Origin of the sequence: Paraburkholderia fungorum (assembly GCF_900099835.1) — a bacterium.
Classification (GTDB): Bacteria; Pseudomonadota; Gammaproteobacteria; order Burkholderiales; family Burkholderiaceae; genus Paraburkholderia; species Paraburkholderia fungorum_A.
This window is the reverse complement of the sequence record NZ_FNKP01000002.1, coordinates 1,395,483-1,419,184: the sequence shown is the minus strand read 5'-3', so window position 1 is coordinate 1,419,184 and position 23,702 is coordinate 1,395,483. Positions and strand designations below refer to the sequence as shown.

The following is a 23,702-nucleotide window of genomic DNA, read 5'->3' as shown; positions in this document are numbered from 1 at the left end:
TTTAAGCGCCGCGCTTCACATCTTCACATCTTCACGTCGATGCGACCATAGAGTCCGTTGGCTTCGTGGTTCGGCCCCGCAGCAAAAAACAGCGTATTGACAGGCTGATTGCTGAGCCCATTACCGAAGGCCAGCCCCCACAATCCCGCTTGAACAAAGTCGCTGCCGTTGGACAGATTGACCGCGCCGAGCAACTGCCCGCTGGCTGGATCGAACGCATTGATTTTGCCGTCGCCGAAGTTGCCGATCAGCACATCGCCGCTGAAGCGCCCGAAATTTGCCGGTGCCTGCGCGATGCCCCACGGCGCATTCAGCGGACCCGCGCTGGCGAAGCGCATCAGCAGATTGCCGGTGGTGTCGAACATATCGACGAAACCGAGGCCTGCGCCGTCGACATTGTCATGCGCGGCTGCATCCTGTTTTGCGTAAGTGACGAACAGTTTTGCGCCGATTGCCTGAATGCCGAATGGCGCAAAGCCTGCTGGAATCGACGGGTCCTGAAACTTGCCGGGCAGAGAAATCTTCGTGAAGCTCTTGTCGAATACGTCGATCTTGTTGTTATGAAAATCGGTTGCGTACAGGAAGTTGGCGCCGCCGTTGCTGGCCAGCGCGAGTCCTTTGTAGACGGCTCCGCCGCTGCCGTCGTCGTACATGACGTTTGCTGTCGTGGGGAGAACGGCCGGTGCCCACGCGGTGATCGTGCCGCCTTCGCCCGCAAAGATGAAGGCGCCCACGCCGGTTTTACCGCCTTGCGTCACGCTGAAATCCGTCGTGCCGTTGAACACGATGCCGGTGGGATTCGCCGCGCCATTCGTTCCATTCGGGATACTGACTACCAGCGATTGCGGCACACCATTGCCGTCATACAGCGTGGCGAGCGAGGTGCCGTTGTCGGCGACCCAGACGAAACCTTTTGGATTGAACGCGACGCCCCACGCGTTTTTCAGATTGGCGTCGGTGTGCGCGGCAGCGACCGATCCATCGGAGACCAGCATCGTCGATGTAAAAGATTGCTGCATGCTGATCGATCCCGAACTGCCGCCGCACGCGACAAGACCCATCAGCGCCGCGCCGCTCGCGATGGCGCCGAATACCGTAAGCAGAGACTTCATGGCCGCACCTCCCTGATGACCGATGGTCGTTGCGGTTATTGAACGCACGGCGTCGTGGCTTTATTCCGTCACATCGAAAAATCGTTGAGGCCAGCGCGCAATTTTTTGCCCGATGGCAGCAGAGATATGTCGATGCACAATAGGAGCGGCAAAACGTTCGTCACGAGGCCGACAGCATGAGTACATCCATCACGCTGGTTCTGTTCGATATGGAAGGCGTTCTCTCGCACTACGACCGCGCTGCGCGGGTGGATCATCTGGCGACGTCCACCGGGCGGAGCGCGGAGACAGTCCGTTACGCGATCTGGGGTTCGGGCCTCGAAGCACGGGCCGACGCAGGTGAGATCAGCGACGACGAATATCTGCTCGAACTGGCCGCGCTGCTGAACTATCCGATCACTCGCGCGGAATGGCTGGCCGCGCGCCACGCGTCGATTACGCCGAACGAGCCAGTGCTCGCGCTGGCCGCCAAAGTCGCTGCGACGCAGCGGATTGCCGTGCTCACCAACAATTGCCGCCTGTTCACCGATCACATCGACTATCTGAATCCGCCGGTCGCACGGCTGTTCGGCTCGCACGTTTATTCGTCGGCGTCGTTCGGCGCGGCGAAACCGGCGGCGCAAACTTATCTCGGCTGTCTCGATCAGCTCGGGGCGAGCGCCGCCGAAACACTTTTTATCGACGATACCCAAGCCAATGTAACCGGCGCGATCGACGTGGGCCTGCAGGGATACCGGTTTATCGACGCCGCAGGTCTGTCGGAAGAATTGATTCGCTACGGATTGCTGTAGTCAAAAAAAGCTTGACCTCGTTCGTTCAACGACTATAGTTCACCACATGGTGAAGTCTTGATTCAGTCAACCTGATCGCAAGTTTTCAACGTTTGTGGCCACTACGGCAGCTCGAACGCTAGATGGGCCTGTCGGTGAAAGAAATCGGGTAGCCGTTTCCGCTCAAGCGGCTTGCGGTCATCAAGCGGCTCGACCTCCACGTGCTGGACGACGTGGGTCTGATCACGCGGGCCATCCCGTTTGCCGCCCGATGTAAGAAGCGATGACCTGATTAAGGCGCTATGAGCGCTTCTGGTCCGCGAGTCCCGACCGGCTTGCTGATCCTGTCGGAATGAAAAAGGAGTGAGGCAAGACTAATTCAGCCTGTTTCAGTGCTTATTCGCTACACACCACCACGAACCGAGGTCGAAAGATGAAGCTCTACTACGCCGAAACTTTGTCGCCCCGCAAGGCTTGCGCGCTTGCCGGATACCTGGGATTACCAATCGAATACGTATTCGTCGATCTAGGAAAAGGCGAGCAGGCCCGCCCGGATTATCTGGCAATCAATCCGAATGGCAAGGCGCCATGTCTTGTCGACGGTGAACGAAGTCTCTGGGAGGCCGATGCGATTCTCTGCCATCTGGCACAGCGGACCGAGTCGGGCCTCTGGCCGCGCAACGCTCACCAGCAGATCGACGTAGTGCGCTGGATGAGCTGGAACAGTCAGCATCTTTTGCGGCATGGGGGCTCGCTTTACTTCGAGTACATCATCAAGCCGTGGGCCGGAATGGGCGCGCCCGACGAAGCCAAAGTGGCCGAGGCGCAAGGGTTTTATCGCAAGCATGCAGCGGTGCTCGATCAGCATCTCAAGGGACGCAAGTGGTTGCTGGGCGATGAGATGTCGGTCGCGGATTTCTCCGTGGGCATCACGTTGCCCTACGCGAAAGACGCGGCGATGCCGGTCGGCGAATTTGCCGAAGTACTGCGCTGGCACGATCAGCTGAATTCACTCGACGCATGGCGCAATCCGTTTCCCGCGCGACCCGCGTATGCTGCGATGAATGCGTGAGAGGCCGCTCATGTGCTGCGCAATCGTTGCACTGACGATGACTCTTCTCGCGAGTTGGCGTAGCGTGTCGGACGCCGCTGGCGGTCGCGCGAAATGGTGGCGGCGTATGGCGATTGCGGTCATCGCTATTGCTGCGGCGGCCAGCTCTGCAGTGGCCGCCGACCGGTTCGCGCTGGACGCGCGCATCGGATCGGCTGCGGTTTTCACGCAAGCCGGCAGTCTGCCGTTCTGTGGGCATGTCTTCAAATAGAGACTGGATTTCTTCGAGTGCTTTTCGAATCGCATCGCCGATGTTCTCTCCGGCGCATCGCGCCGAATTGCCGTATCGTGCAGACTCACTATACCGCTCGCGAATCGAGGGCACGTTATGGCATTTTCGTTGAAGGACGACGCGCCGAGCCTTGCCAGAAGGCGTTTTCTGCGCGCGGCAAGGAGGGCGGCGATCGGCTTGCCGGCTTCGCTTGCTTTACCGGCGTGGGTATCGGCACAGGCGCAAGCTCCGGCTTCGTCGCAACCGCAACCACAATCACAACTGCAATCGCAAGCAGCCAGCCCCGCGTTGCCTCGCATCGGTCAACGAGTGATCCCATCAACCGGCGAGCGATTGCCCATGGTCGGCTGCGGTACCTGGCGCACCTTCGATGTCGGCAACGACCCTGCCGCGCGTGCACAACTCGCCGACGTCCTGCGGATTCTCTTCGAAGCGGGCGGCTCGGTGATCGATTCATCGCCGATGTACGGCTCGTCGGAAGCGGTCGCCGGCGCATTGCTCACGCAACTCGACGCCCATAGTAAAGCCTTCATTGCCACGAAGGTCTGGACCACAGGACGCGATGCGGGCATCGCGCAAATGGAAGAATCGCTACGTCTCTTCCAGCAACCGCGTATCGATCTGATGCAGGTTCATAATCTGCTCGACTGGCGCACGCAACTCGCCACATTGCGCGAATGGAAAGCGCAAGGGCGGATTCGCTATATCGGCATTACGCACTACACATCGAGTGCATTCGATGAAGTCGAGGCCGTCATGCGCAGTGAAAAGCCAGACTTCGTCCAGATCAACTACGCAGCAGATGACCGCGCGGCCGAGCAGCGCATCTTGCCGCTCGCCGCCGAACTCGGGATTGCGGTGGTGATCAATCAGCCTTTTGGCGGCGGCGGTTTGCTCGCGCGAGTCGGCAAAACGCCGCTGCCTGCGTGGGCGGCGGAAATCGGCTGCACGAGTTGGGCGCAGATACTCCTGAAGTTCGTGCTCGCGCAACCTGCGGTGACGGTGGTAATTCCCGGCACAGGGCGTCCGCAATATATGGCCGACAATGCTCGCGCGGGTTCGGGCGCGTTGCCTGATCCGGCAATGCGTGCGCGGATCGTTGCGGCGGTTAGTGGATAGCGAACCGGCGATTCGACGGATAGCGAACCGCCTATGACGATAGACGGTTCGCACACAGACAACTCATCGATGCATCGCTACGACGAACGCTGTTTGCTGATCAACCGGCGGTCTTGCCGCCATCGACGGAAACGATCTGCCCCGTCACAAACGACGCCGCGTCCGATGCCAGAAACAGAACCGCGCGGGCCACTTCGTCGGGCTTGCCGATACGCCCAAGCGGTACCGTCGCGGCGAGCGCCGCCTTGTTTTCCGGCGTAGCGGTGAAGCGGTCGAGCATGCCCGTGTCTGTCGGTCCTGGCGCGACGGCATTGACCCGCACGCCAAGCGACGCGACTTCCAGCGCCGCCGATTTCGTCATCCCCTCGACTGCATGTTTGCTGCCCGCATACACGGACGCGAACGCTGCGCCTTCATGACCATAGGTCGACGAAATATTCACCACGCTGCCGCTCTTTTGCGCGGACATCACGCGGAGCTCATGTTTCATGCTGAGCAACGTGCCGAGCACGTTGGTGTCGAAGGTCGCGCTGTAGCTCTCGGCGGTCTGGTTCGTGATCGCGCCCGGCTGACCTTCGGTGCCCGCATTGTTGACGGCGGCATCGATGCGGCCAAAGCGGGCCACGGTCTGATCGACGAGATTCGCGACTTCTTCGTCGCGACGCACGTCGGCCTGGATGAAATGTGCGTCCGCACCCAGTTCGCGCAGTTCCTTTTCGAGCGTCCTGCCTTCGGCTTCACGACGTCCCGAGACGACAAGTCTTGCACCGCTGGTGGCGAAGGCAAAGGCCGTGGCGCGACCGATGCCGGTAAGTGCGCCGGTAATCAGGATGACAGGCTGGTCCATTTTCAACTCCTGGATAGGTATGTGTTTGCGGTATGGGGCAGAGCGTCTCGCGAGTGATTCAGTGGGTTGCGATCTGCTCTAAACATCTGCCTTGAGTGAAATGTAGAGGCTGTCTGATCGGAAGAAAAAGACTTTATAAGTGGGTGGGCATGCTTTTCAGGCATGTTTCGTAGTCGGGAAAGAAAACGTCTGGCCAGACGGACCAGAGAAAACCCTGGCCCGCAAAAAAGCCGGAATAAAACCCGGCCGACCCCAGTCCTGCCTGATGAACCGAGTCGCGAAGGGCCGCCGGACTAACCCGCAGCCGGCCTGCGAGTCTTCATCTTGAGGTCAACATGTCATCACATCATTCATTCGATCCCGCGCGTCGCGGCGCGTTGAAGTGCCTCGCATTCGGCGGGCTGGGCACCGTGTTCGTTCTGGCCGGTGGCGTGCTCACGCCGGTCGAACTGGCGCTGGCGGCCGACGCGAATTCATCGGCGGCAAGCAAGGGCGTGCCGCTCTTTCTGCAGATCAGCGACTCGCATATCGGCTTCAACAAGGAAGCCAACCCGGACGTGGCGGGCACGCTGAAGCAGACCATCGAGTACGTCAACGCGATGCCCGTCAAGCCGGCGCTGACCCTCCACACCGGCGACATCACGCATCTGTCCAAAGCCTCTGAGTTCGATCTGGCGGCGCAGTTGATGTCAGGTCTGAACATCACCGAACTGCACACGGTGCCCGGCGAACACGACGTGACCGACGGCCCCGGTACCGAATACTTCAAACGCTTCGGCCAGGCATCGGATAACCGGGGCTACTACAGCTTCGATCATCAGGGCGTGCATTTTGTCGGTCTCGTCAACGTGATGCACTTCAAGCCGAACGGCCTGGGGGGGCTTGGAGACGAGCAACTGGCCTGGCTTGAAAATGATCTCAAGGGACGCTCATCGAGCACACCGATCGTCGTCTTTGCCCACATGCCGATGTGGACGATCTACGAACCGTGGGGATGGGGCACCGGTGACGCGGGTCAGGCGATGAGCTATCTGAAGCGCTTCGGTTCGGTGACGGTGCTCAACGGCCACATTCATCAGATTGTCTCGAAGGTGGAAGGCAACATCACGTTTCACACCGCGCGTTCAACCGCGTACCCGCAGCCGACAGCGGGCAACGGCACCGGCCCTGGGCCGCTCACCGTCGCAAGCGATCAGCTTCCGAAAATGCTGGGTGTCACGCGTATCAGCATCGCGGAGCATCCGCTGAAAGCGACGCTGGCCGACACCACGCTGGTTTGATATCAGCCATTTTTTTAATACCGGAGATCAGTCATGCAAACTAATTTCTTCAACCGCACGTGGATCTATCTGCTGGGACGCGCAGCGACTGTCGCTGTGTCGGTTGCGACGACGACCATCGTATTGCCACTGGCACGCGCCGAAACGCCGGGCGCGGTCGTCATCAAGAATTTCATGTTCTCGCCGATGGCGCTGACGATCAAGGCCGGCTCGACCGTGACCTGGAAGAATCTCGACGGCGAACCGCATACGGTCGTCAACGACGCCGGCATGTTCCGCTCCGCCGCGCTCGATCAGAACGACTCGTACCAGTACAAGTTCGACAAACCCGGCGTCTACAACGTGTTCTGCGGCATTCATCCGAACATGAAGGAAACGATCACGGTGCAGTGAGCGGATTACCAGTGCGGACCGTCTGCGGACTAACGTCAGGCGGTATGCAATTCACTCAGACGGCACAGCAGAATGCCGTAACCCGTCAAATGACCAAGGTACACGCTCGTGAATACATTGGTGACGGGAAGGTCCTGGATCAGATGACTCAACTCTTCCATCTGCAACGGCGGTGCCGACAGCGGCGGACGCTCCTCGCGCAGGTCGGCCGCCTCGGCCAGTTGCCGGTGCGCCGCAACGAGTCGCGCGAGCCGGGCGAGAAAAGCTTCACGCCACGGCGCGTCGAGCGCGGCGAACTGGTCGTGAAAGGTGTCCATGGTTTCGAGGAAATTGACCAGCGAATCGAAGGTCTCCTGATAGCACGCGAACAGTGGCCCCCGTACCCGGTTGCGCTTGAGGTGCGGAGAAACCCAGGCCTGCTCGATGTCGGTTTTCAGCAGCGTGTGCGCCTGTTTGAGGTTGGTGCTGAGCACCCGCAATTTCGCGGTGGCCGGCTTGAGTTGCGCACGCTCGAGGTCGCCCGCGGCGAGCTGCGCGAGCGTGTCTGTCGACTCTTCATTGCCATCGTTGACCAGCGTGTTCGCCCAGAAACCGTGATCGGGCGGGAACGCGACCTGCTGGATGATGAAACCGAGCAGCATGCCCAGCACGACGCCGATCAACCGCTGTTCGACCAGCGAGATGTGCTCGCCGGTATAGAGAACGAGCGTCATCGGCACGGTGATGCTGGTCATCTGGAACACGGAAGGCCGCAAGCTGACGATCGCGAAGATCACGAACGGCAGCAGCAATGCGCCGAGCCACAGGTGCGGCGCGGTCGCCCAGATCAGCAGCGTGCCCAGCGGCATCGCCACGACGTTGGACAGAACGCGCTTGTAAAAGTAGCTGCGGGCCGCCGAAATCGAGCTTCCGAGCGCCAGCGTCAGCATCGCTGAACCGGCCAGCGATACGGCAGCTTCGGGAAAACCCAGTAGTGACGGGATCGCGAAACCGATCCAGAGACCGAGCGCCAGCTTGGTGTATTTCGCGGGTTCGGAGAGGGAAAAACGCGCGAGAGCGCGGCGAAACGGCGTGAGCGGTTTGTGGTGATAGACGTTCGACATGTCGGTAGGCAGACCGATGACAGCAAGCGGAATCCGCTCGCGGCCCGGCGTGGCGTTTGCGCCACGTGCGCACTGTTACGGAAATTCTGAACAGTACAGGTTCCGCAGACGATTCGCGAGGGTTTGGGCGTTTAAAGCGGCTTTGAAGTGGCTTTGAAGCGGTGATAGGCAGATTTGACGAAGGGCGGGCAGGGGCCGGGCAATCGAATTTGCGTAGCGATCGATCGCATGTTTTTGTCTGTAAAAACGCGCCAGTGTTGATCCAGTGCCTTTCATCGCGCACCACGCCGCGCTGCATTTTTTACCGGACTTTGCCCACATCAATCCGCAGCGCGCCGTAGCGTTTAAAGCATCGCCAAGGTGTATTGTCGGCGGGCAGTGCGCGAGTTACATTGCTTTAGCAATGCTTGTAGCGACCTGGCGAATCGTGTGATGAAAGTCTGATGAGTCATCAGACGGGAGTGTTACGGAGCGTATTGCGATGTTTAACGACACCCATTTGCCGCAATCCGAAGCGAACGGCGCTCAGGCCGATTTCCCGGCTGAGGATTTGCGCGACGCAAACGACACGCGCGATCCCGCGCCGCGCTTCAGCCGCCTTGCGTTATGTGTGACGGCGGCCAGCGCGCTGACGTTGGGGGTGGTCGGAACGGTCGCCTATGGTGTCTGGTTCGAACACGATCAACAGGCGTATGCCGACGCCATGGCGAGCGCGCGGCAGTCTTTGGGCGCGCCAGCAGCGGCGAACAGCCAACCAGTCAGACAGATAGTTTCGGCGCAAACGGAGGCGTTGCCCGTAATCGGAAATACTTCGGCGACCGAAGCCGCGCGCGAACCGGCAGGCAGCAGCAACCCGGGCCAACAGATCGAAGAGGGCAGTCAGCAGGCGGTCTGGTCGGGACAGGTTGCGCGGGCGCAGTCGGCTGCGATTGCACCGGCCGGTCCCGACGACACCAGCCTCATCGCGCCCGCTGCGTCCACCGCCTCCGCGTCAACCACGCCTTCGCTCCATTCGACCCGCCGAGTGACCGGATCGACCGATTCCAACGCAGCGTCATCCTCTTCCAGCCGCACACTGAAAACCAGCCGCGCCGGTCAACAGGACCGCCGTGCCGCGACGCCGGATACGCAACAAAACGCACGGCTGAACGGGAAACAGAACGCCCGCCATCCAACCACCCTGTTCGCGCGGATGAGCCTGTTCTTCCGGCGCGTCAGCTATCGACAGCATGGCGGCGCAAACCCGCAGCAGCAAGATATCTACTCCCATCCGTGAGCGCGCGCGTCAGTTCTTGCGTGCGAATCGCGGCAGCGCCCCGGCGATGCGCTTGCGGCCCGGTCCCACGACGGTAGCCGTCGCCTCGCTGCTGTGTCTGCTGGTCGGCCTCGTGTATCTGGCGACGCAGATCCGAATGGTCTTTTCCGACCAGTTGAAGCAGGAATACGCGGGGCTCGTTCTCGAAACGGTCGCGCGCGCGGAAAGTGCCCGTGACCAGCTTCGAATCTGGCAGCAACTCCCCGTCGATCACCCGTCCGACGCGCAAGGTTATCGTGACGCGCGCGCGGAACTGGAGCGCCGTCTTGCATCGCTGGCGGCACTGGTGAAGGCGAGTCCGTCCGCGGTGCCGCAAGCCGTATCGTCCGCTTTATCCTTCGATGCCAGCGCCGCCGACACGGATGCGCGACTCGGCAGCGCATCGGCGTACTGGCGCGCGCAGCGCGATGCCGATAGCGCGGACGTGCGGGTTCGAACCATCCACATTGCACGCACGCTGATCGCGCTGGCCGCGTTGCTATTCTGCATGCTGATCACGGCCGTCGCCATGTACGCGAAACGCAACCGGCAACTCGCCGGTCAGTCGCATGAATTCGAGCGCGCGTCGCTGCATGATCCGATGACCGGTTTGCCGAATCGCCGCAAGCTTCTAGCCGCGCTCGATGAGGCCGCGACGCCGTCGCCAGGTAGAACGGCGATTCAAAAAATCGCGGTGCTGTATATCGATCTGGATGGCTTCAAGCACGTCAACGATTCGCTGGGGCACCGCGCCGGGGATGAGTTTCTGATCGCGGTATCGACGCGTTTTAGCGAGTCGGTGCGCAAGGCGGATGTGGTGGCGCGGATCGGCGGCGATGAATTCGCGGTGCTGATCCGGGCGTTCACGAGCGAAGAAGAGCTCGCCGACATTGCGCTGCGTCTGATTGCCTGCGTGGTCCATACCGATGAGCAGATGGGCATCGGTCACGTGCGCGCGAGCATCGGCATAGCGAGCTTTCCCGACCTCGTCGACGATTACCGCCGGTTGGTCGCCGCTGCCGACGACGCGATGTATCACGTCAAACGCAGCGGCAAGAATGGCTACGCATTCGTGGCCGCAGCAGGGCGGCCGGCGGTGTTATGACGCAGAGCTTGCGGTGGACGGCAGCGTTGCCGTGCGCCCCGCGCATGCATCGATGATCTGCTGACGCCGGGCGTCTTCCGCGTTTTTCCACTCGCGAATTTCGTCGCGTGTACGCAGACAGCCGATGCAGAAACCCGAGGTGCCGTCGATTTTGCAGATGTCGATGCACGGAGATTGAATTGCCATGTTCAGATAATCGCTTCGGTTGGATTGACTTCGACGGTGACGTGCGAAAGTCCGTTGAATCGTTGTAGCAGCGCGTGATAAAACCGCGAATCGTGACGCGCTTCGCTTGTCGTCACGGAGATCGCGGCACTCATGTGGCCTGGCCCGACGCGCCATACATGCAGATCGAGCACCTTGTCGCCGGTATCTTCGATCGCGTGACGGACGTTTTCGGTCATGCGCTGGTCGGGGCTCATGTCGAGAAGAATCGCACCGGTGTCGCGCATCAGACTGTACGACCAGTTGGCGATCACCAGCGCGCCGATGATACCCGCAAGCGGGTCCATCCACAGCCAGCCAAACGCGCGGGCGAGCACGAGGCCGATGATCGCGAGCACCGATACCGCAGCGTCCGCGATAACGTGAATGTAGGCGCCGCGAATGTTGTGGTCGCGATGCGCCGCGTCGCTGGGGGTTGGATGGGCGTGAGCATGAGCATGCTCGTGGTCGTGATCGTGCGGGTGGTGATGCGCATGATGCCCATGCTCATGATGATCGTGACCGCCATGCAGCAGCCACACGCTCGCCAGATTCACCAGCAAGCCCGCCACCGCGATCGGAATCGCTTCGCCGAAGCGAATCGACACCGGCGTCAGAAATCGCATCACGGCTTCATAGCCGATCAGCAGCGCGATCATCGCGAGCACGATCGCGCTCGTGAATCCCGCGAGGTCGCCGAGCTTTCCCGTGCCGAATACGAAGCGCGAGTCGTTCGCATGTTTGCGTGCATACGTGTAGGCGAGCGCTGCGATCAGCATCGCGCCCGCATGCGTGGACATGTGCAGGCCGTCCGCGATCAGCGCGAGCGAGCCGAACAGGCTGCCGCCGACAATCTCGGCGATCATCATCGCCGAACATAGCGCGATCACGGCCCAGGTGCGTCGTTCGTTCTGTTCGTGAGCGGCGCCCAGAAAGTTGTGATCGTGTGCCGCGCGGGTGGCGGCGTGATCGGAGTTGCTCATGGCTGCCTCGCGTCTACTTGAAATAACTGTGAACCACGTCGATGAGTTGCTCGGTGGCGCTGCCGTGGTGTTCATCCTCAGTGGTTGCGTCAACCAGATGATTGCGGATGTGGTCCTCGAGCACCACCGCCAGCAGCCCGTTCATCGCGCCCCGGCAACTGGTGATCTGCTGAAGCACGTCGGCGCAACCGCGCTCGCTTTCCAGCGACCGTTCGATTGCCTCGACCTGGCCTTTGATGCGGCGCACGCGGTTGAGCAGCTTCTGTTTTTCACGAATGGTGTGGCCCATGACCATCTCTCCGATATACCCCCGGGGAGTATATAACATTGACTATGCGCGTCGATTAATCCCCCGGTGACTACGAGGGCAAACATGCACGCGAAAATCGGTTTCGTGTTAAAAAACCGAAGCTCGCCGGCCCGATCCGGGACGGCACGAGGGGCGCATGCATGCCGGATTCATTCGTAGCGGAAGGGGCAATGTCCAGATATTCATCGATGCGCGCCATGAGGCGCATGAGGTTCGCGTGGATCGCGACTGTGGTGGTGGCGCTGGCCGCGTGCGCACCGGTGTCTCCCGTGCCGCCCGTTGCGAGCCAGGCGCAAGCCGCGAATCCGCTTGCCGCTCAAAACCCGAATCAATCGACGCGCTCCGCCGACGGGCCTTTGCCCGTCCCGCCCAACCTTATCGCGTTGGCGCAGCCCACGGGCCAGAAGCGGCTTATGTCGTCGGCGTACCAGCAGTCGTACTGGCCGCTTTCGCAGTACTTCGAAACGCAGCGCAACGAAGCGTATTGCTCGGTGGCGTCGTCGGTGATGGTGTTGAATGCGCTCGGCGTTCGTCGGCCCGAGTCGAGCCTGTATCCGGATTTTCCGTTCTTTTCGCAGCAGGATTTCTTTCGCATCATCGACCCGCAGGTGGCCAACGCCGCAACGGTATCGAAAGAGGGCATGACGCTCGATCAACTCGGCGCCGCGCTGCGCAGTTTTCCGGTCGATGTCGAGACATTCCACGCGAGCGACCTGTCGCTCGAACGGTTCCGCGACCTGATTCGCGACACGGCGGCTCGTCACGACCGCTTTGTTTTGCTCAACTTCAGGCGGGTGGAGATCGGTGAAACCGGCGGCGGTCACTGGTCGCCGCTCGCCGCTTACGATGCCGCGAGCGACAGCGCGTTACTACTCGATGTCGCCAGGTACAAGTATCCGGCCGTGTGGGTGCCGGTCGCGCAACTTTACGCGGCGGCGCAGGCGGTCGATAGCGTGAGCGGCTTGTCGCGAGGACTGGTGATTGTCGGTAAACGTGCCGGTTGAATCCGGCGTGTGTCTTCGTTGTGCCGCTCGACGAACTATTCGCGCCGGTTCATTCGATAAACGATGGCAGCGAACGTATCAGGCTGCCTGTTCGGGTCTTCGAACCGGTATGTGCGATTCACGTGAATGCAAACCTTCAACCCCACGCTGCATGCTGTAAAACGATCCGGTAACCGTCCGGGTCTTCGAACGTTTTACCGTGAACATCCCAGTATGGGTTCTCCGATTCACACGCGGTGACGCCCAGCGCTTCCAGCCGCTCGACGGCGGCGCTCCACGCTGCGTGCTCGGGCAGATACAGCACCAGAAGATGTTCTGCGGTCGGCGCTCGCGCGACCGTCACGCCATGCTGATGCGTGAATTCGATATGCCAGGAATAGCCCGCATGACCGAGGACGATACCGTCGAAACCGGCATGATTCTCGAAGCGGGCAAGTACGTCGAAGCCCAGTCCGTGCGTGTAGAAATGCGCGATCTTGCGCAGGTCATTGGTGGGACGGGCGACCCGGAGAACAGGCGACTGCATCAGCGACTCCGCGAAGAATGGATGTGCCGCCAAGCATAACGCGCTACGGGCAATGCGGCGCGTCGGACGCGCGGCTACTGCACCCGCTCACTGGCATCAATCACGCGCTGCGCACCATCTCTTCCACGCCAGTTGCCCGCGCTCCAGCAGAAGCCCGCGCCCGAACCGGCGTCTTGCGCACGCGCGTATCGCGCAGTGCCGGACGCGCATCGACCAGATCGGCGTATAGCGCCAGATAGTTCGATGTCGACGAATTCCACCCGGAGTCGCGGCTCATCGCGTTGCGCTGCAACGCATGCCATGACGACGGCTGCGCGAATGCCGCCAACGCGCGTCCGAGCGCGTGCGTAACGTCGCCGGTCGATTCGCCGTCGAACAGGAAGCCGGTCGCACGATCTTCCGCGCGCCCATCGGCGGGAGAGTAGTCGACGATGGTGTCCGCAAGGCCGCCCACGCGCGACGCCACCGGAATCGTGCCGTAACGCATCGCATACAGCTGCGTCAGTCCGCACGGCTCGAAACGGCTGCCGTGCAGCAGAATATCCGCGCCCGCATGCAGCATGTGCGCGCGCGTCTCGTCGTAACCGATCTGCACGCCGACACGTCCAGGCCACGCCGCCGCCAACTCCTGCAACGCCCGTTCGAGATCGCGCTCGCCCTGGCCGAGAATCGCGAATTGCAAACGCGGATGCTGTTCGAGCAGCGCTGGCAGTGCACGCACCACCACGTCCGCGAGTTTCTGTTCGGTCAGGCGGCTGCCGATCGCGACGAGCGGCGCAAACGGATCGCGCGTCAAACCGAATGCCTGCTGCAGTTCGCGCTTGCAGGCCTGTTTTCCAGCGGTGTCGTCGACAGAATAGGGGCGCGCGATGAACTCGTCGGTCGCCGGATTCCACGCCGCCATATCGATTCCATTGACAATGCCCGACAGTTTGTCCGCCTGCGCCTGCAACACGCCTTCGAGGCCGTAGCCGAAATGCGGCGTCAGGATCTCGCGGGCATAGCGCTCGCTGACGGTCGTCACACGATCCGCGTGGACGATGCCCGCTTTCATCATGCTCAGTAGCCCGTAGAACTCGATGCTGCGCTCGTCGGTCAGCGCGGGCGCGAGCAGTTCGGGCGGCACGCCGATCCAGCCGCCCATCGCCAGCGGATGGTTGCCCTGGAACGCGAGGTTGTGAATCGTGAATACGCTTTTTGCGGCGACGCCTGCGAGCCGCATATAAAGCGGCGTGAGCCCTGCATGCCAATCGTGCGCGTGCACGATGTCGGGGCGCTTCACATTGCGCACGCCACGCGCGATGCGAACGGCTGCGGCAGAAAGCGACGCGAAGCGGGTCAGGTTGTCGAGATAATCACGCCCTTGCGGATCGCGGTACAGGCCTTCGCGCGCAAACAGATGATCCATCTGCAGCAGCAGCACGGGCACGCCGCTGTCGGGCATGAAGCCGCGCAGCAGCTTCGCATCGCCGCCGGGCAGGCCGGTCATGCGTGCCACGTAAGTGACGTCGACAGCGCTTTCGAGCGCGGCCGGATAAGCGGGCATCAGGATCGAGACGTCGACGCCGGCATCGCGCAACGCGGCGGCATAGGCACTGACCATGTCGCCGAGGCCGCCGGATTTGGCGAGCGGCACTGCTTCGGAAGCGACAAGAAGAACGTTGAGCGACAAAGTGGCCCCCAAGGACGGGATTTTTTGCACTTGCACAGTGCGATGGATTCGCTAGCGCGAAGAAACAGCAAGGGGTGTGCCTGGGGACGAGTTCTTATTTTGCTGTGCGGGCGGGGTTTGTGTTGCAGTGCGGGGAGGGACATCAGGGGATTAAAACGCCGCTACAAACCGAGGCGTTTTTTCATTCGTGTGTAGATTTGACTGTATATAACGATGCCGCATAAACGGAAAAGGGGCCGTCGCTTAAAGCGAACGGCCCCTTTGGCGCATCCGTCAAGGATTCGCATTAAAGCTCAATGCACCGGCGCGTGCGTCTGTTCCACCGGATGCGGTTGCGTCACCGCGCTGACCGCCGCGAACACGATCACGTTCACCGCCAGCGCAAGGAAGCCGATATTGACGTCCTTCAACGCGTCGGGCAGGAACGGCATGAGTTGGCCGACGCTCAGTTTCATCGTGGTCGTGAGCGTCACGACGGCGACCCCGGCAAGAATCCCGCAGAACGCCCCTTGTTTTGTCGCACGGTTGTGCGGAAACAGGCTGCAGATCACCGCCGGGAAAAGCTGGGTGACGAAGCTGTAACCCATCAGCAGCAACGCGACGATCGTCTCGCCGCCGTGCAGCGTGAAGCCGACCGCCACCAGCGCGACCACCGGCACCAGCACGCGTGCAAGCAGTGCGACGCTGGCGTCGGTGGCATTGCGGTTCACCATGCCGCGATACACGTCGTTAGCGAGCAGCGTGGACGCCGAGGTCAGGATCATCGAGCCGGGCACCAGCGCGGTCAGAATGCCGGCCGCGCCGATCACGCCGACGAACCACGGATCGAAAGTCTGCAACGACAGCCGGAACAGCGACAGGTCGATATCGGCGCCCTTCAGACCCGGCACCCGCAGCGTCGCCGCGAAGCCGACGAAAAACACGAACAGCAGGATCAGCTGATACAGCGGCAAGACCATCGCGTTGCGGCGGAAGATGCGCTCGTCCTTCGCGGTGAAGATCGAGCCGAACGTATGCGGCCACATGAAGAAGCCGAGCGCCGTCAGCAGCACGGTCGACTGGAACCACGTCACGCTCGATCCGCGCGCCGGGAAGGTCAGGAAGCCGGGGCGGGCGGCGTCGATCGCGCGGAACATGTCGCTGAAGCCGCCGTAATAGTGGATCGGCAGGTAGATACCGAGGAACAGCACGATGGCGAGAATCAGCAGATCCTTCACCACCGAATTCCACGCGGAGCCGCGCACGCCGGAGACGATCACGTAGGCGGTCACGACACACGCGCCGATCCAGATCGCCGCTGTCGACGAGATAGCGCCATACGAAGCGGTGGCGACGATGATGCCGAGCCCTTTCAGCTGCAGCACGAGGTACGGAATCAGCGCCGCTACGCCGACCAGCGCGACGAGCGTGCCCAACGCGGGGCTGTCGTATTTGCGTGAGAAGAAATGCGGCTGCGACACGAGCCGGTGTTTTTTCGCGTAGCGCCAGATTGGCGGCAGCATCCAGTAAGACAGAATGTAGGCAAGTGTGCCGTACGCGAGAATGTAGTAGACCGGCGCGCCCTTGCCATACGCAAAGCCGCTGCCGCCGAGGAACGTGAAGGTCGTGTAGATTTCACCGGCCATCAGCAGGAACACGAAGGCGGTGCCGAAGCTGCGGCCACCCACGCTCCACTGTTCGAGGCTCATGTCGTGACCACGGCGCGCACGCACGCCGAGGAACAGGGCAAACAGCGTGACGGCCGCAATAATGACGAGTGCGCTCATGGTCGGACCTCTTCGTTATCGACAGCCAGCTCGCGGTTGGTCGGGTCCAGACGATAGATGATCGCCATGATGATCGAACTCAGCACCACCCACATGACGATCCAGGCCAGCACAAACGGCATGCCGAGCACCAGTGGCTCGACGCGATTGACAAACGGAATGCCGAGCAGAATGCCGATGAAAGGCAGCGCGGCAAGTACACGAAGCAACATGGGCAACTCCTCGAACCAGTGAGCAAGTCTCGTTGAAAGTGCGGCTTCGTTGAGGACTTTATTCCCGATACTTCAGGTACGTAAAGTCAGTCAAAAAAGTGTAGGCTTTCTGAAAGTTGCGAGTACATCCTTTTGCATCACGATGCTGCACCGCAAGGCGGCGCGCGGGGCGCAGCGGGCCATGGGGTCCCGGTTGAAGTCCGGCTTTTTGCGGCTTTGGCTGGCGCGGCGCGATATCATCTGGCCACGCAGCGCGAGCATTGTCCGGATTGCGTCAAGCGGTCTGGTTCATCAACATGGCGTGGCGTCCCGGGTCAATGAGCGGCATCAGCGATGCCACCCGGAGCGCGGCCCGACACGGAAAACGCATATGGTCGCAAGTCTGATCGCGGACATTCTGTTTGGCTTCACCGGGTTGATCAGCATCATCAACCCCATTGGCATTGCTTTCGTTTTTCTCGACCGGACTGCATCGCTGACCACCGAGGAGCGCACCGCGCTCGCGCGGCAAATCGCGATCAACGCGATGATCGTGCTGCTGGTGGCGTTTTTTATCGGCACGCCGATCCTGCATTTCTTCGGTATTTCCATGGAGGCGCTGCGCATCGGCGGGGGGCTCGCGGTGGCGGTCGGCGGCTGGCAGATGCTCAATGCGCCCGACACGCAGCCGATCGATCAGTCGAACGTCAAGCGCGTCGATGCGGAGAGCGCGAGGTCCAAGGCGTTCTTCCCGTTCACGATTCCGCTAACCACCGGGCCTGGCTCGATCGCGACCGCCGTTGCGCTGACCGCGAATCGCACGCACAAGCTGTCGGAGTTCGTGACGTCGAGCATTGCGTCGGTGGTGATCTCGCTGCTGGTCGCGGTGTCGGTCTATCTGGTCTACAGCCGCGCGGCGGTGTTCGCCAAATACCTCGGGGTCGAAGGAACCAAGGTCGCAATGCGCGTATCGTCGTTTTTGCTGCTTTGCATCGGCGTGCAGATTATCCTGACCGGTGTGTCCGAATTCCTGATCCCAATCGCGACGATGCCGCCGGTGGTCAAATAGCCGGCGCGGCACGCCGTCTGTTTATAAAGGAGACGCTCCATGTGCCGCTGGCTTGCTTATACCGGCAATCCGATTCAGCTCGAAACGGTGCTGTTCAATACCAAACATTCGCTGATCGATCAGAGCCTGCATTCGCGGCTCGGCCATACCACCACGAATGGCGATGGCTTCGGAATCGGCTGGTACGGTCATCCGACCGACATTCCATTCCGCTACCGCTGTATTCAACCCGCGTGGAGCGACCGCAATCTGCGGGAAGCCGCGCGTGCGATTCACGCGCCGCTGTTCGTCGCGCACATTCGCGCGGCAACCGACACGCCGTCGCAGGAAACCAACTGTCATCCGTTCCGTTACGGACGCTGGCTGTTCGCGCACAACGGGCTGGTGCGCAACTATCCGTCCGTGCGCCGCGATCTGATGGTCGCGATCGACCCCGATCTGTTTCCGTCCATTGAAGGGTCGACCGATTCCGAAGTGCTGTTTTTTCTCGCGCTGACCTTTGGTCTGGAGTTGGCGCCCGTTACGGCGCTCGAACGGATGGTCGCGTTTGTCGAGGAAACCGGGCGCAGGCATGGCGTGGAGCAACCGCTGAACATGACGGTCTGCGCGACCGATGGCGAGCAGATCGTCGCCGTCCGTTATTCGAGCGAAGGGCAGTCGCGCTCGCTGTTTCACAGTACGTCGTTTCATCATCTGCACGAGTTGTACCCGGACGATCCGCGCATCGTCGCGGCGGGAGAGAACGCGTTTCTGGTGCTGTCGGAGCCGCTAGGGGATTTGCCGGGGTTCTGGGAAGAGATTCCAGAATGCACGGTAGTGGTCGCGCGCGGCGGAGAGATCGAGCGATATCCGTTCAAGCCGCAAGCTGCGTAGCCAGCATTACGAAACTAGCGCTGTATCTGAACGGCGCTATCGGGTCAGCAGCATCGAGCTCAATACCGAGAACACGGTCGACGGTAACTCGGCGAGGCGGCTGACCACCACGTTATGCGGATAGAAATCCTCGACGGCGTCGGTCAGCACGCCGATTCCGACCAGTTCGATGCCGCGCTTGCCGATTGCCGCCACGCGCTCCCGCAGGTCATGGCGCAGCACTTGCGGATCGCCGTCGCCGGTGGACGGGTAGCCGTCGGAAAACACCATCAGGATGCGCCGCTCCGCCTGGTGATCCGCGAGGCGCGTTGCGGCCCACGCGAGCGCTTCGCCATCGGGATTCTCATGACCGCAGTCGATTTCCGCGATACCGCTGAGATCGACTGCACCGAAGCGTTTATAAACCTTCAGATCGAGTCGCTCGACAAACCGGTTGTAACGCCGTAAATCCGCACCGGCCGCAAGCTGGCGTTCATAAAGCTGCTTCATGGCAGGCGATTCGACCGAGCAATAACCGAGTACTTCGCAATCGAACGATAGCTGCGTGAGCGCGTCGCACAATGCGGTTGCACAAAGGCGCGCAAGTTCGATCTTGCGCCCGGCCATCGAGCCGCTGCGATCGATCAGCAGCGTTACCGCGACATCGCGTCCCTTGGCGGCCCGCTGCGTGCGAAACGGCGTGCGGTAGCCCGGCGACGTCGCGAGCTTCGCCAGCGCGGTGCGGTCGATCTCGCCGCGCTCCTGTTCGCGACGCCAGCGGATGCGCTCGTCGGCGCTCAGCGCGCGTTCGAGTTTTTCCTTGAGCGGTGCGGTATCGGCGCGGGCTGCGGCTTTCAACGCGCGCCACGTCGCGCTGTCGCCCTGACCGGTGAGATCGGTGACGACGTCGAATTCGGTAGCGAGCGGAATGGACAGCCGCGCGCGCGTCGGGTTCGTCGCGACCGACCCCGCTTCGCCTTCGGAGCGGGAAGACGGCTGCGCCGCGTCGGCGAGCGTCTGCCCCATGCCGACCGCGCTGTCGGCCTGTGCGCCAGTGCTTCGGTCGGACGGTGGCGCGGCGGCGCTGTCGTGCCCGGGCACGCTGGTTTCGTCGAATGAGGCCGACGCGGCCGATTCCGTGTCGATATCTTCAATGGCATCGGCGGTGAACATCATGCTGTTCACGTCTCCCGCCGACAAAGCCCTGACACGCGCCACCAGCGCCTGCGCGGCCGCGATGCTCTCGCGGGTCGAGCGACTGCCGCGCGCGTCGTGCAGCAGGTCCTGCGACGCGTGCAACGCGGCCAGCAGCGAATGGACCGCCTCGCTGCGGGTCGGCGCTTCGTCCCACAGCGTGCGCTCGACCAGCCACACCAGACGGTCGCGCCAATGCATGGCCGGCCAGCGTTGCCGCACCCGTTCCGCAGCATGCTCGCGCAATTTACCGATGAACCAGCGCGCACCGGGATACTCGTCGAGCAGTTGTCCGCACACACGGCGATCGTCGATCACCTGGGCGAGATTCGCGGCGACGCCCGCAGGCAGCGCGTCGAGTTCATCCAGCGCCGCGTGTTTGGCGCGCGCGACCAGCAGGTCCAGATAGCCGACCAGCACGTCGCGTTCGACCTCGCCGTCGGGTTCGTAATCGGGAATCACAATGCGGCCGGGCTCGACACGCGGCCCGTCCGGGCTGAATACGACGCTCACGCCGTATTGTCCGGTGAGCACGCGAGCCACTTTGCCGAGCGTCGATTCGAACGCGAAACCGCGCGTATCACGCGTATTGCGCGCTTCTCGCGTGTTGCGGACTCCGCGCGCGGCCTGCATCGCGCTCACTCCGAACCGGCCGGTGCAATGTGATGGCGGATGATGCCGCGAATCAACGCCGCATCTTCGGGACTGACCTTTGCGTAAATCGCCGGTCCCGCTGCGCGCTCGGGGTCGCCGGTGCGCATCATCAGTTCTGCCCAGTCGAGCAGGCGTCGCGTCGAGAATGCGCTCGACAGGTCTTCGCGCGCGAACGCCGCGCGGCAGTCGGCGGCGATGGCTGCGAGCGTCGCGGCGAGCGGGCGCGTCATATTCGGCGATAGCGTTCGCAGCAACACGTCGGCTTCTTCGGCGGGCGTCAGATAGTCGAGCAGATACACGCGCCAACGGTCCAGAAACGCCTCGTTCATCAGATTCGCGCCCTGATACAGATGACGGAACTGGCTCATCGCGCCCACCGCGTTCGCGGTCGCGAAGAGTCGGAACGACGGATGCGGCGCGACGATCTCGTTGCCTTTCTCTTTCAGCACGAGTCGGCCGTGCGGTTCGAGCACGGCGGTGAGCGCGGCGAGAATCGACGGTTCGGCGAAATCGATTTCATCGACGATCAGCCACAGGCCTTCGCGCATCGCCGTGGGCAGCACGCCATCGACCCACAATGTTTCGCCGCCCTTGACTGTCCAGAAGCCGACGAAATCGCCCACCGTGGTTTGCCCGTTCATGTTCGAGCGCAACACGCCGTGCCGCGAGCGCGCCGCGACCTGTTCGATCAGGCTGGTTTTGCCCGCGCCGGTGTGACCGATCAGCATCACGCGCCGGTTCTCGACAATGTCTTCGACGATGTCGTTAAAGCGCTGGGAAAACAGATAGGCCGGATTCAGGCGCGGCACGAGCGGACCGTCTGCGCCGCACGGCACGTCGAGGTGGCCGATGCGGACTGTCTCGACACCGTCTTCATTCAGCTTGAGCTTCTGCTTCGCCGCTGCGGCGAGCGTCGCGACGCGCTGCAATTCCGGCATGAATGCAACACGTTCCGTTGCGCTCTGTTCGCTTTCAATATTGTCAGCGTCGATCGCAAAGCCCTCGCGACGCCATTTCTTCAATTTCGCGCGCAGATTTTCCGCATCGACCACCAGATCGATATCGACCGATCCGCGGCCGTTGGCGTGGTCGACACCATGTTCCAGCCGATAGGTCTCAGGGCGATCGGCCACGCTGACGCGCCACCATTCCACGCCGCTGTCCGTTGCGCGTTGGTACATGCCAAGGCGGCCAAGGTTTTCGTCTTCGGTCAGTTCGGGCGCGTTCATCGCAGCAAGGTGGATCGTCAGGGAGTGAGTGACAAGCGTGGCATTTCGATTTGGCTGATGCCAAAGGACCGACTATCTTATCTTGGGTAGCTTCCAAACTTCTTCGCCAATGCGCTTCAAGGCACGCCGATTGCGTGCTGGCTTTTTCGTTGTCGAGTTTATCGTCCGCAAAAGTTTATTGCGTCAAACGGATAGGTTATCAAGCGTGTATCCCCTTATAGTTCGACCGCCTGGCGGATGTAGTTTTACAACATCACGTGATGCAGCCAACCTTGAATTGAAGCCGGCACAGGTTCGATTCCTGGATGAACCGGGCGCCCCTTAAGCCGCGAATTCAGTATGGGTTCACAACCGGTTAGCCGTTTAGCCAGCCGTTAGCGCACGGTCGGTGCAATCGGCGCAACGGGTTTTGAAAAGTCTCATAGCCTTTCCGTTTGCAGTCCGCGACAGGGATTCATGTGGAGCGCGCGTCAAGTAGTCTGGTTTCAGCAGCACTCCGCTTTGCCTCACATTGCGACAGAAAAAAACTCCCGGCAAAACAATGCGACTATCTAAAAAATTAATGGCAGCCCTGGCGGTGGCGAGTCCTTTGGCCTATGGTCAAACCAGCGTGAGCCTGTATGGCCGGCTCGACGCAGGCGTGGAATATCTGAATCACATCAACGACGGCGCAGGCGGGAGTTCGAGCCGCTGGAGCGCGGAAGGCGGCGATTGGGGCACCAGTATGCTGGGCCTCAAGGGCAACGAAGATCTCGGCGGCGGCCTCAATGCAATCTTCAACCTCGAAACCGGTTTGCAGGTGATGGACGGCACGACCAGCGGCGGACGGCTCTGGTCGCGGCGCGCGTTCGTCGGTTTGAAAAGCGAGCAGTGGGGCACGTTGCAGGCTGGCCGTAATCTTTTTATCGACAGCGACGGCGTGTGGGAATTCGACCCGTTCGTGCAGCAGGCGTTTTCGTCGGCGTCACTCGTGCGTGGCCGCAACTGGCAGCAGACCAGCAACAACGTCGAATACAAAAGCCCGGTGTTCTGGGGCTTCGACGTGCAGGGTCAATATTCATTCGGTAACCAGCCAGGCTCGTTCAATAGCGGTGCGCCCGGCGAATTCGGCCGCTCGGACGGCATCATGCTGAGCTATCACTCGCCGCTGTTCGACGCGCGCGGCATCTACGACGAACTGCGCGACAGCAACGGCCGCTTCAGCAACGTCTTCCAGGCATCGCGCGAATATTTCGTCGCCGCCAAGGCGCATTTCGATTCGTGGATCGTCCAGGGCGCGTACACGCATTACTCGGCGCCGGACTCGCCCGCCGGTGTCGCCGATACCGCCGATCACTACTGGCTCGGCGCGACCTACAACTTCCCGCAACGCTGGGCGGTGACGGCAGGCGGCTACTACATTCATGTAGGAGAAGGCGATGGCGACGTCGCGCACGACCCGGCCGGTCACGCGATGATGTACGTGCTCGGTACCACCTACAACATCACCAAGCGCACCTTCCTGTACGGCACGGTCGGCTATGTGCGCAATGGCAGCAATTCGAATTTCTCGCTCGAAGCGTCGCCGCGCGATTCGACGAGCAACACGAGTCCGCTGGTGGGTGAGTCGCAAACCGGCGCGTATGTCGGGATGCTGCATCAGTTTTGACGGATTGCATTGTTTGATGTCGTAGTGACACGGT

24 protein-coding genes are annotated in these 23,702 nt (G+C 61.5%); 12 read left to right on the top strand and 12 right to left on the bottom strand.

Translation table 11 applies throughout. The features are described from left to right. Positions 1 to 23 precede the first annotated feature (23 nt). Entirely contained in the window at positions 24 to 1,112 is a 1,089-nt protein-coding gene (locus tag BLS41_RS22270) for a TIGR03118 family protein (RefSeq protein ID WP_074768756.1), read from the bottom strand. Positions 1,113 to 1,288: 176 nt separating this feature from the next. Here BLS41_RS22270 and BLS41_RS22265 point away from each other — a divergent pair, with 176 nt between their 5' ends. The 4 genes from BLS41_RS22265 to BLS41_RS22250 all read left to right on the top strand — a co-directional run bounded on the left by BLS41_RS22265 (position 1,289) and on the right by BLS41_RS22250 (position 4,344). Next, positions 1,289 to 1,903: an HAD-IA family hydrolase gene (locus tag BLS41_RS22265; RefSeq protein ID WP_074768754.1), complete on the top strand. Its 615-nt coding sequence runs from the start codon at positions 1,289 to 1,291 to the stop codon at positions 1,901 to 1,903. A 412-nt stretch (positions 1,904 to 2,315) separates the two neighbouring features. Next, complete coding sequence (locus BLS41_RS22260) at positions 2,316 to 2,954, top strand: glutathione S-transferase family protein (protein WP_074768752.1); 639 nt, start codon at positions 2,316 to 2,318, stop codon at positions 2,952 to 2,954. 106 nt (positions 2,955 to 3,060) lie between these two features. Beyond that, positions 3,061 to 3,204: a hypothetical protein gene (locus tag BLS41_RS39115; RefSeq protein WP_171910290.1), complete on the top strand. Its 144-nt coding sequence runs from the start codon at positions 3,061 to 3,063 to the stop codon at positions 3,202 to 3,204. Between the two features lie 117 nt (positions 3,205 to 3,321). Continuing rightward, the gene (locus tag BLS41_RS22250) at positions 3,322 to 4,344 is read left to right on the top strand and encodes an aldo/keto reductase (protein ID WP_074768748.1); all 1,023 of its coding nucleotides are present in this window, start codon (positions 3,322 to 3,324) and stop codon (positions 4,342 to 4,344) included. 100 nt (positions 4,345 to 4,444) lie between these two features. Here BLS41_RS22250 and BLS41_RS22245 read toward each other — a convergent pair whose 3' ends face one another. After that, a complete protein-coding gene (locus BLS41_RS22245; RefSeq protein ID WP_074768746.1) occupies positions 4,445 to 5,191 on the bottom strand; it encodes an SDR family NAD(P)-dependent oxidoreductase in 747 nt (248 codons plus the stop codon). A gap of 335 nt (positions 5,192 to 5,526) precedes the next feature. Here BLS41_RS22245 and BLS41_RS22240 point away from each other — a divergent pair, with 335 nt between their 5' ends. Both BLS41_RS22240 and BLS41_RS22235 read left to right on the top strand, forming a co-directional pair. Continuing rightward, positions 5,527 to 6,471 carry a metallophosphoesterase family protein gene (locus BLS41_RS22240; protein WP_074768744.1) on the top strand — a complete coding sequence of 315 codons (945 nt, stop codon included), beginning with the start codon at positions 5,527 to 5,529 and terminating at the stop codon, positions 6,469 to 6,471. 33 nt (positions 6,472 to 6,504) lie between these two features. Next, positions 6,505 to 6,864 carry a cupredoxin domain-containing protein gene (locus tag BLS41_RS22235; protein ID WP_171910289.1) on the top strand — a complete coding sequence of 120 codons (360 nt, stop codon included), beginning with the start codon at positions 6,505 to 6,507 and terminating at the stop codon, positions 6,862 to 6,864. A 35-nt stretch (positions 6,865 to 6,899) separates the two neighbouring features. Here the strand turns inward: BLS41_RS22235 and BLS41_RS22230 are convergent, their stop codons facing one another. Continuing rightward, complete coding sequence (locus BLS41_RS22230; protein WP_074768742.1) at positions 6,900 to 7,967, bottom strand: aromatic acid exporter family protein; 1,068 nt, start codon at positions 7,965 to 7,967, stop codon at positions 6,900 to 6,902. Positions 7,968 to 8,448: 481 nt separating this feature from the next. Between BLS41_RS22230 and BLS41_RS22225 the strand changes: the two genes are divergently transcribed. Both BLS41_RS22225 and BLS41_RS22220 read left to right on the top strand, forming a co-directional pair. Beyond that, positions 8,449 to 9,243 (top strand): hypothetical protein, encoded by a 795-nt coding sequence (locus tag BLS41_RS22225; RefSeq protein ID WP_074768740.1) that lies wholly within the window; start codon positions 8,449 to 8,451, stop codon positions 9,241 to 9,243. A gap of 46 nt (positions 9,244 to 9,289) precedes the next feature. Continuing rightward, on the top strand, positions 9,290 to 10,366 hold the full coding sequence (locus BLS41_RS22220; RefSeq protein WP_253189806.1) for a GGDEF domain-containing protein: 1,077 nt from the start codon (positions 9,290 to 9,292) through the stop codon (positions 10,364 to 10,366). Here the strand turns inward: BLS41_RS22220 and BLS41_RS22215 are convergent. From BLS41_RS22215 to BLS41_RS22205, 3 genes are read right to left on the bottom strand one after another with little or no spacing between them, the layout of a single operon-like run. Further along, positions 10,361 to 10,552 carry a DUF1289 domain-containing protein gene (locus tag BLS41_RS22215; protein WP_083380046.1) on the bottom strand — a complete coding sequence of 64 codons (192 nt, stop codon included), beginning with the start codon at positions 10,550 to 10,552 and terminating at the stop codon, positions 10,361 to 10,363. The genes BLS41_RS22220 and BLS41_RS22215 overlap by 6 nt on opposite strands. 2 nt (positions 10,553 to 10,554) lie before the next feature. Further along, positions 10,555 to 11,553: a CDF family Co(II)/Ni(II) efflux transporter DmeF gene (gene dmeF, locus BLS41_RS22210; RefSeq protein ID WP_074768736.1), complete on the bottom strand. Its 999-nt coding sequence runs from the start codon at positions 11,551 to 11,553 to the stop codon at positions 10,555 to 10,557. 13 nt (positions 11,554 to 11,566) lie between these two features. Continuing rightward, the gene (locus BLS41_RS22205; protein WP_074768734.1) at positions 11,567 to 11,842 is read right to left on the bottom strand and encodes a metal/formaldehyde-sensitive transcriptional repressor; all 276 of its coding nucleotides are present in this window, start codon (positions 11,840 to 11,842) and stop codon (positions 11,567 to 11,569) included. Positions 11,843 to 12,033: 191 nt separating this feature from the next. Between BLS41_RS22205 and BLS41_RS22200 the strand changes: the two genes are divergently transcribed. Continuing rightward, the gene (locus BLS41_RS22200) at positions 12,034 to 12,867 is read left to right on the top strand and encodes a phytochelatin synthase family protein (RefSeq protein ID WP_074768732.1); all 834 of its coding nucleotides are present in this window, start codon (positions 12,034 to 12,036) and stop codon (positions 12,865 to 12,867) included. 136 nt (positions 12,868 to 13,003) lie between these two features. On the opposite strand, the gene BLS41_RS22195 is transcribed toward BLS41_RS22200, so the two are convergent. The 4 genes from BLS41_RS22195 to BLS41_RS22180 form a co-directional block, all read right to left on the bottom strand. Beyond that, positions 13,004 to 13,393 carry a VOC family protein gene (locus BLS41_RS22195; protein ID WP_074768730.1) on the bottom strand — a complete coding sequence of 130 codons (390 nt, stop codon included), beginning with the start codon at positions 13,391 to 13,393 and terminating at the stop codon, positions 13,004 to 13,006. Between the two features lie 100 nt (positions 13,394 to 13,493). Further along, positions 13,494 to 15,065 (bottom strand): glycogen synthase GlgA, encoded by a 1,572-nt coding sequence (glgA, locus tag BLS41_RS22190; protein WP_074768728.1) that lies wholly within the window; start codon positions 15,063 to 15,065, stop codon positions 13,494 to 13,496. Between the two features lie 293 nt (positions 15,066 to 15,358). Next, positions 15,359 to 16,831, bottom strand: coding sequence for a sodium:solute symporter family protein (locus tag BLS41_RS22185; protein WP_074768726.1), 1,473 nt, complete (start codon positions 16,829 to 16,831; stop codon positions 15,359 to 15,361). After that, positions 16,828 to 17,043 carry a DUF3311 domain-containing protein gene (locus BLS41_RS22180; protein ID WP_074768724.1) on the bottom strand — a complete coding sequence of 72 codons (216 nt, stop codon included), beginning with the start codon at positions 17,041 to 17,043 and terminating at the stop codon, positions 16,828 to 16,830. Before BLS41_RS22180 ends, BLS41_RS22185 begins: the two co-directional genes overlap by 4 nt. Before the next feature lie 370 nt (positions 17,044 to 17,413). On the opposite strand from BLS41_RS22180, the gene BLS41_RS22175 reads away from it, so the two are divergent. Further along, positions 17,414 to 18,091, top strand: a complete 678-nt coding sequence (locus BLS41_RS22175) for a MarC family protein (RefSeq protein ID WP_074768722.1) — start codon at positions 17,414 to 17,416, stop codon at positions 18,089 to 18,091. A 39-nt stretch (positions 18,092 to 18,130) separates the two neighbouring features. Next, positions 18,131 to 18,964 (top strand): class II glutamine amidotransferase, encoded by an 834-nt coding sequence (locus BLS41_RS22170; RefSeq protein ID WP_074768720.1) that lies wholly within the window; start codon positions 18,131 to 18,133, stop codon positions 18,962 to 18,964. A gap of 36 nt (positions 18,965 to 19,000) precedes the next feature. Here the strand turns inward: BLS41_RS22170 and BLS41_RS22165 are convergent, their stop codons facing one another. Together BLS41_RS22165 and BLS41_RS22160 are read right to left on the bottom strand one after the other, a co-directional pair. After that, complete coding sequence (locus tag BLS41_RS22165; protein ID WP_074768718.1) at positions 19,001 to 20,770, bottom strand: cobaltochelatase CobT-related protein; 1,770 nt, start codon at positions 20,768 to 20,770, stop codon at positions 19,001 to 19,003. A 5-nt stretch (positions 20,771 to 20,775) separates the two neighbouring features. Continuing rightward, the gene (locus BLS41_RS22160) at positions 20,776 to 22,020 is read right to left on the bottom strand and encodes an AAA family ATPase (RefSeq protein ID WP_074768716.1); all 1,245 of its coding nucleotides are present in this window, start codon (positions 22,018 to 22,020) and stop codon (positions 20,776 to 20,778) included. 562 nt (positions 22,021 to 22,582) lie between these two features. Between BLS41_RS22160 and BLS41_RS22155 the strand changes: the two genes are divergently transcribed. Then, complete coding sequence (locus tag BLS41_RS22155) at positions 22,583 to 23,668, top strand: porin (protein WP_083380045.1); 1,086 nt, start codon at positions 22,583 to 22,585, stop codon at positions 23,666 to 23,668. The last annotated feature ends 34 nt before the right edge of the window (positions 23,669 to 23,702 follow it).

Coding starts and splice junctions, on each gene's coding strand:
- BLS41_RS22270 (WP_074768756.1), bottom strand. CDS start 1,112: ATGAAGTCTCTGCTTACGGTATTCGGCGCCATCGCGAGCGGCGCGGCG.
- BLS41_RS22265 (WP_074768754.1), top strand. CDS start 1,289: ATGAGTACATCCATCACGCTGGTTCTGTTCGATATGGAAGGCGTTCTC.
- BLS41_RS22260 (WP_074768752.1), top strand. CDS start 2,316: ATGAAGCTCTACTACGCCGAAACTTTGTCGCCCCGCAAGGCTTGCGCG.
- BLS41_RS39115 (WP_171910290.1), top strand. CDS start 3,061: ATGGCGATTGCGGTCATCGCTATTGCTGCGGCGGCCAGCTCTGCAGTG.
- BLS41_RS22250 (WP_074768748.1), top strand. CDS start 3,322: ATGGCATTTTCGTTGAAGGACGACGCGCCGAGCCTTGCCAGAAGGCGT.
- BLS41_RS22245 (WP_074768746.1), bottom strand. CDS start 5,191: ATGGACCAGCCTGTCATCCTGATTACCGGCGCACTTACCGGCATCGGT.
- BLS41_RS22240 (WP_074768744.1), top strand. CDS start 5,527: ATGTCATCACATCATTCATTCGATCCCGCGCGTCGCGGCGCGTTGAAG.
- BLS41_RS22235 (WP_171910289.1), top strand. CDS start 6,505: ATGCAAACTAATTTCTTCAACCGCACGTGGATCTATCTGCTGGGACGC.
- BLS41_RS22230 (WP_074768742.1), bottom strand. CDS start 7,967: ATGTCGAACGTCTATCACCACAAACCGCTCACGCCGTTTCGCCGCGCT.
- BLS41_RS22225 (WP_074768740.1), top strand. CDS start 8,449: ATGTTTAACGACACCCATTTGCCGCAATCCGAAGCGAACGGCGCTCAG.
- BLS41_RS22220 (WP_253189806.1), top strand. CDS start 9,290: ATGCGCTTGCGGCCCGGTCCCACGACGGTAGCCGTCGCCTCGCTGCTG.
- BLS41_RS22215 (WP_083380046.1), bottom strand. CDS start 10,552: ATGGCAATTCAATCTCCGTGCATCGACATCTGCAAAATCGACGGCACC.
- dmeF (WP_074768736.1), bottom strand. CDS start 11,553: ATGAGCAACTCCGATCACGCCGCCACCCGCGCGGCACACGATCACAAC.
- BLS41_RS22205 (WP_074768734.1), bottom strand. CDS start 11,842: ATGGGCCACACCATTCGTGAAAAACAGAAGCTGCTCAACCGCGTGCGC.
- BLS41_RS22200 (WP_074768732.1), top strand. CDS start 12,034: ATGTCCAGATATTCATCGATGCGCGCCATGAGGCGCATGAGGTTCGCG.
- BLS41_RS22195 (WP_074768730.1), bottom strand. CDS start 13,393: ATGCAGTCGCCTGTTCTCCGGGTCGCCCGTCCCACCAATGACCTGCGC.
- BLS41_RS22185 (WP_074768726.1), bottom strand. CDS start 16,831: ATGAGCGCACTCGTCATTATTGCGGCCGTCACGCTGTTTGCCCTGTTC.
- BLS41_RS22180 (WP_074768724.1), bottom strand. CDS start 17,043: ATGTTGCTTCGTGTACTTGCCGCGCTGCCTTTCATCGGCATTCTGCTC.
- BLS41_RS22175 (WP_074768722.1), top strand. CDS start 17,414: ATGGTCGCAAGTCTGATCGCGGACATTCTGTTTGGCTTCACCGGGTTG.
- BLS41_RS22170 (WP_074768720.1), top strand. CDS start 18,131: ATGTGCCGCTGGCTTGCTTATACCGGCAATCCGATTCAGCTCGAAACG.
- BLS41_RS22165 (WP_074768718.1), bottom strand. CDS start 20,770: ATGCAGGCCGCGCGCGGAGTCCGCAACACGCGAGAAGCGCGCAATACG.
- BLS41_RS22160 (WP_074768716.1), bottom strand. CDS start 22,020: ATGAACGCGCCCGAACTGACCGAAGACGAAAACCTTGGCCGCCTTGGC.
- BLS41_RS22155 (WP_083380045.1), top strand. CDS start 22,583: ATGGCAGCCCTGGCGGTGGCGAGTCCTTTGGCCTATGGTCAAACCAGC.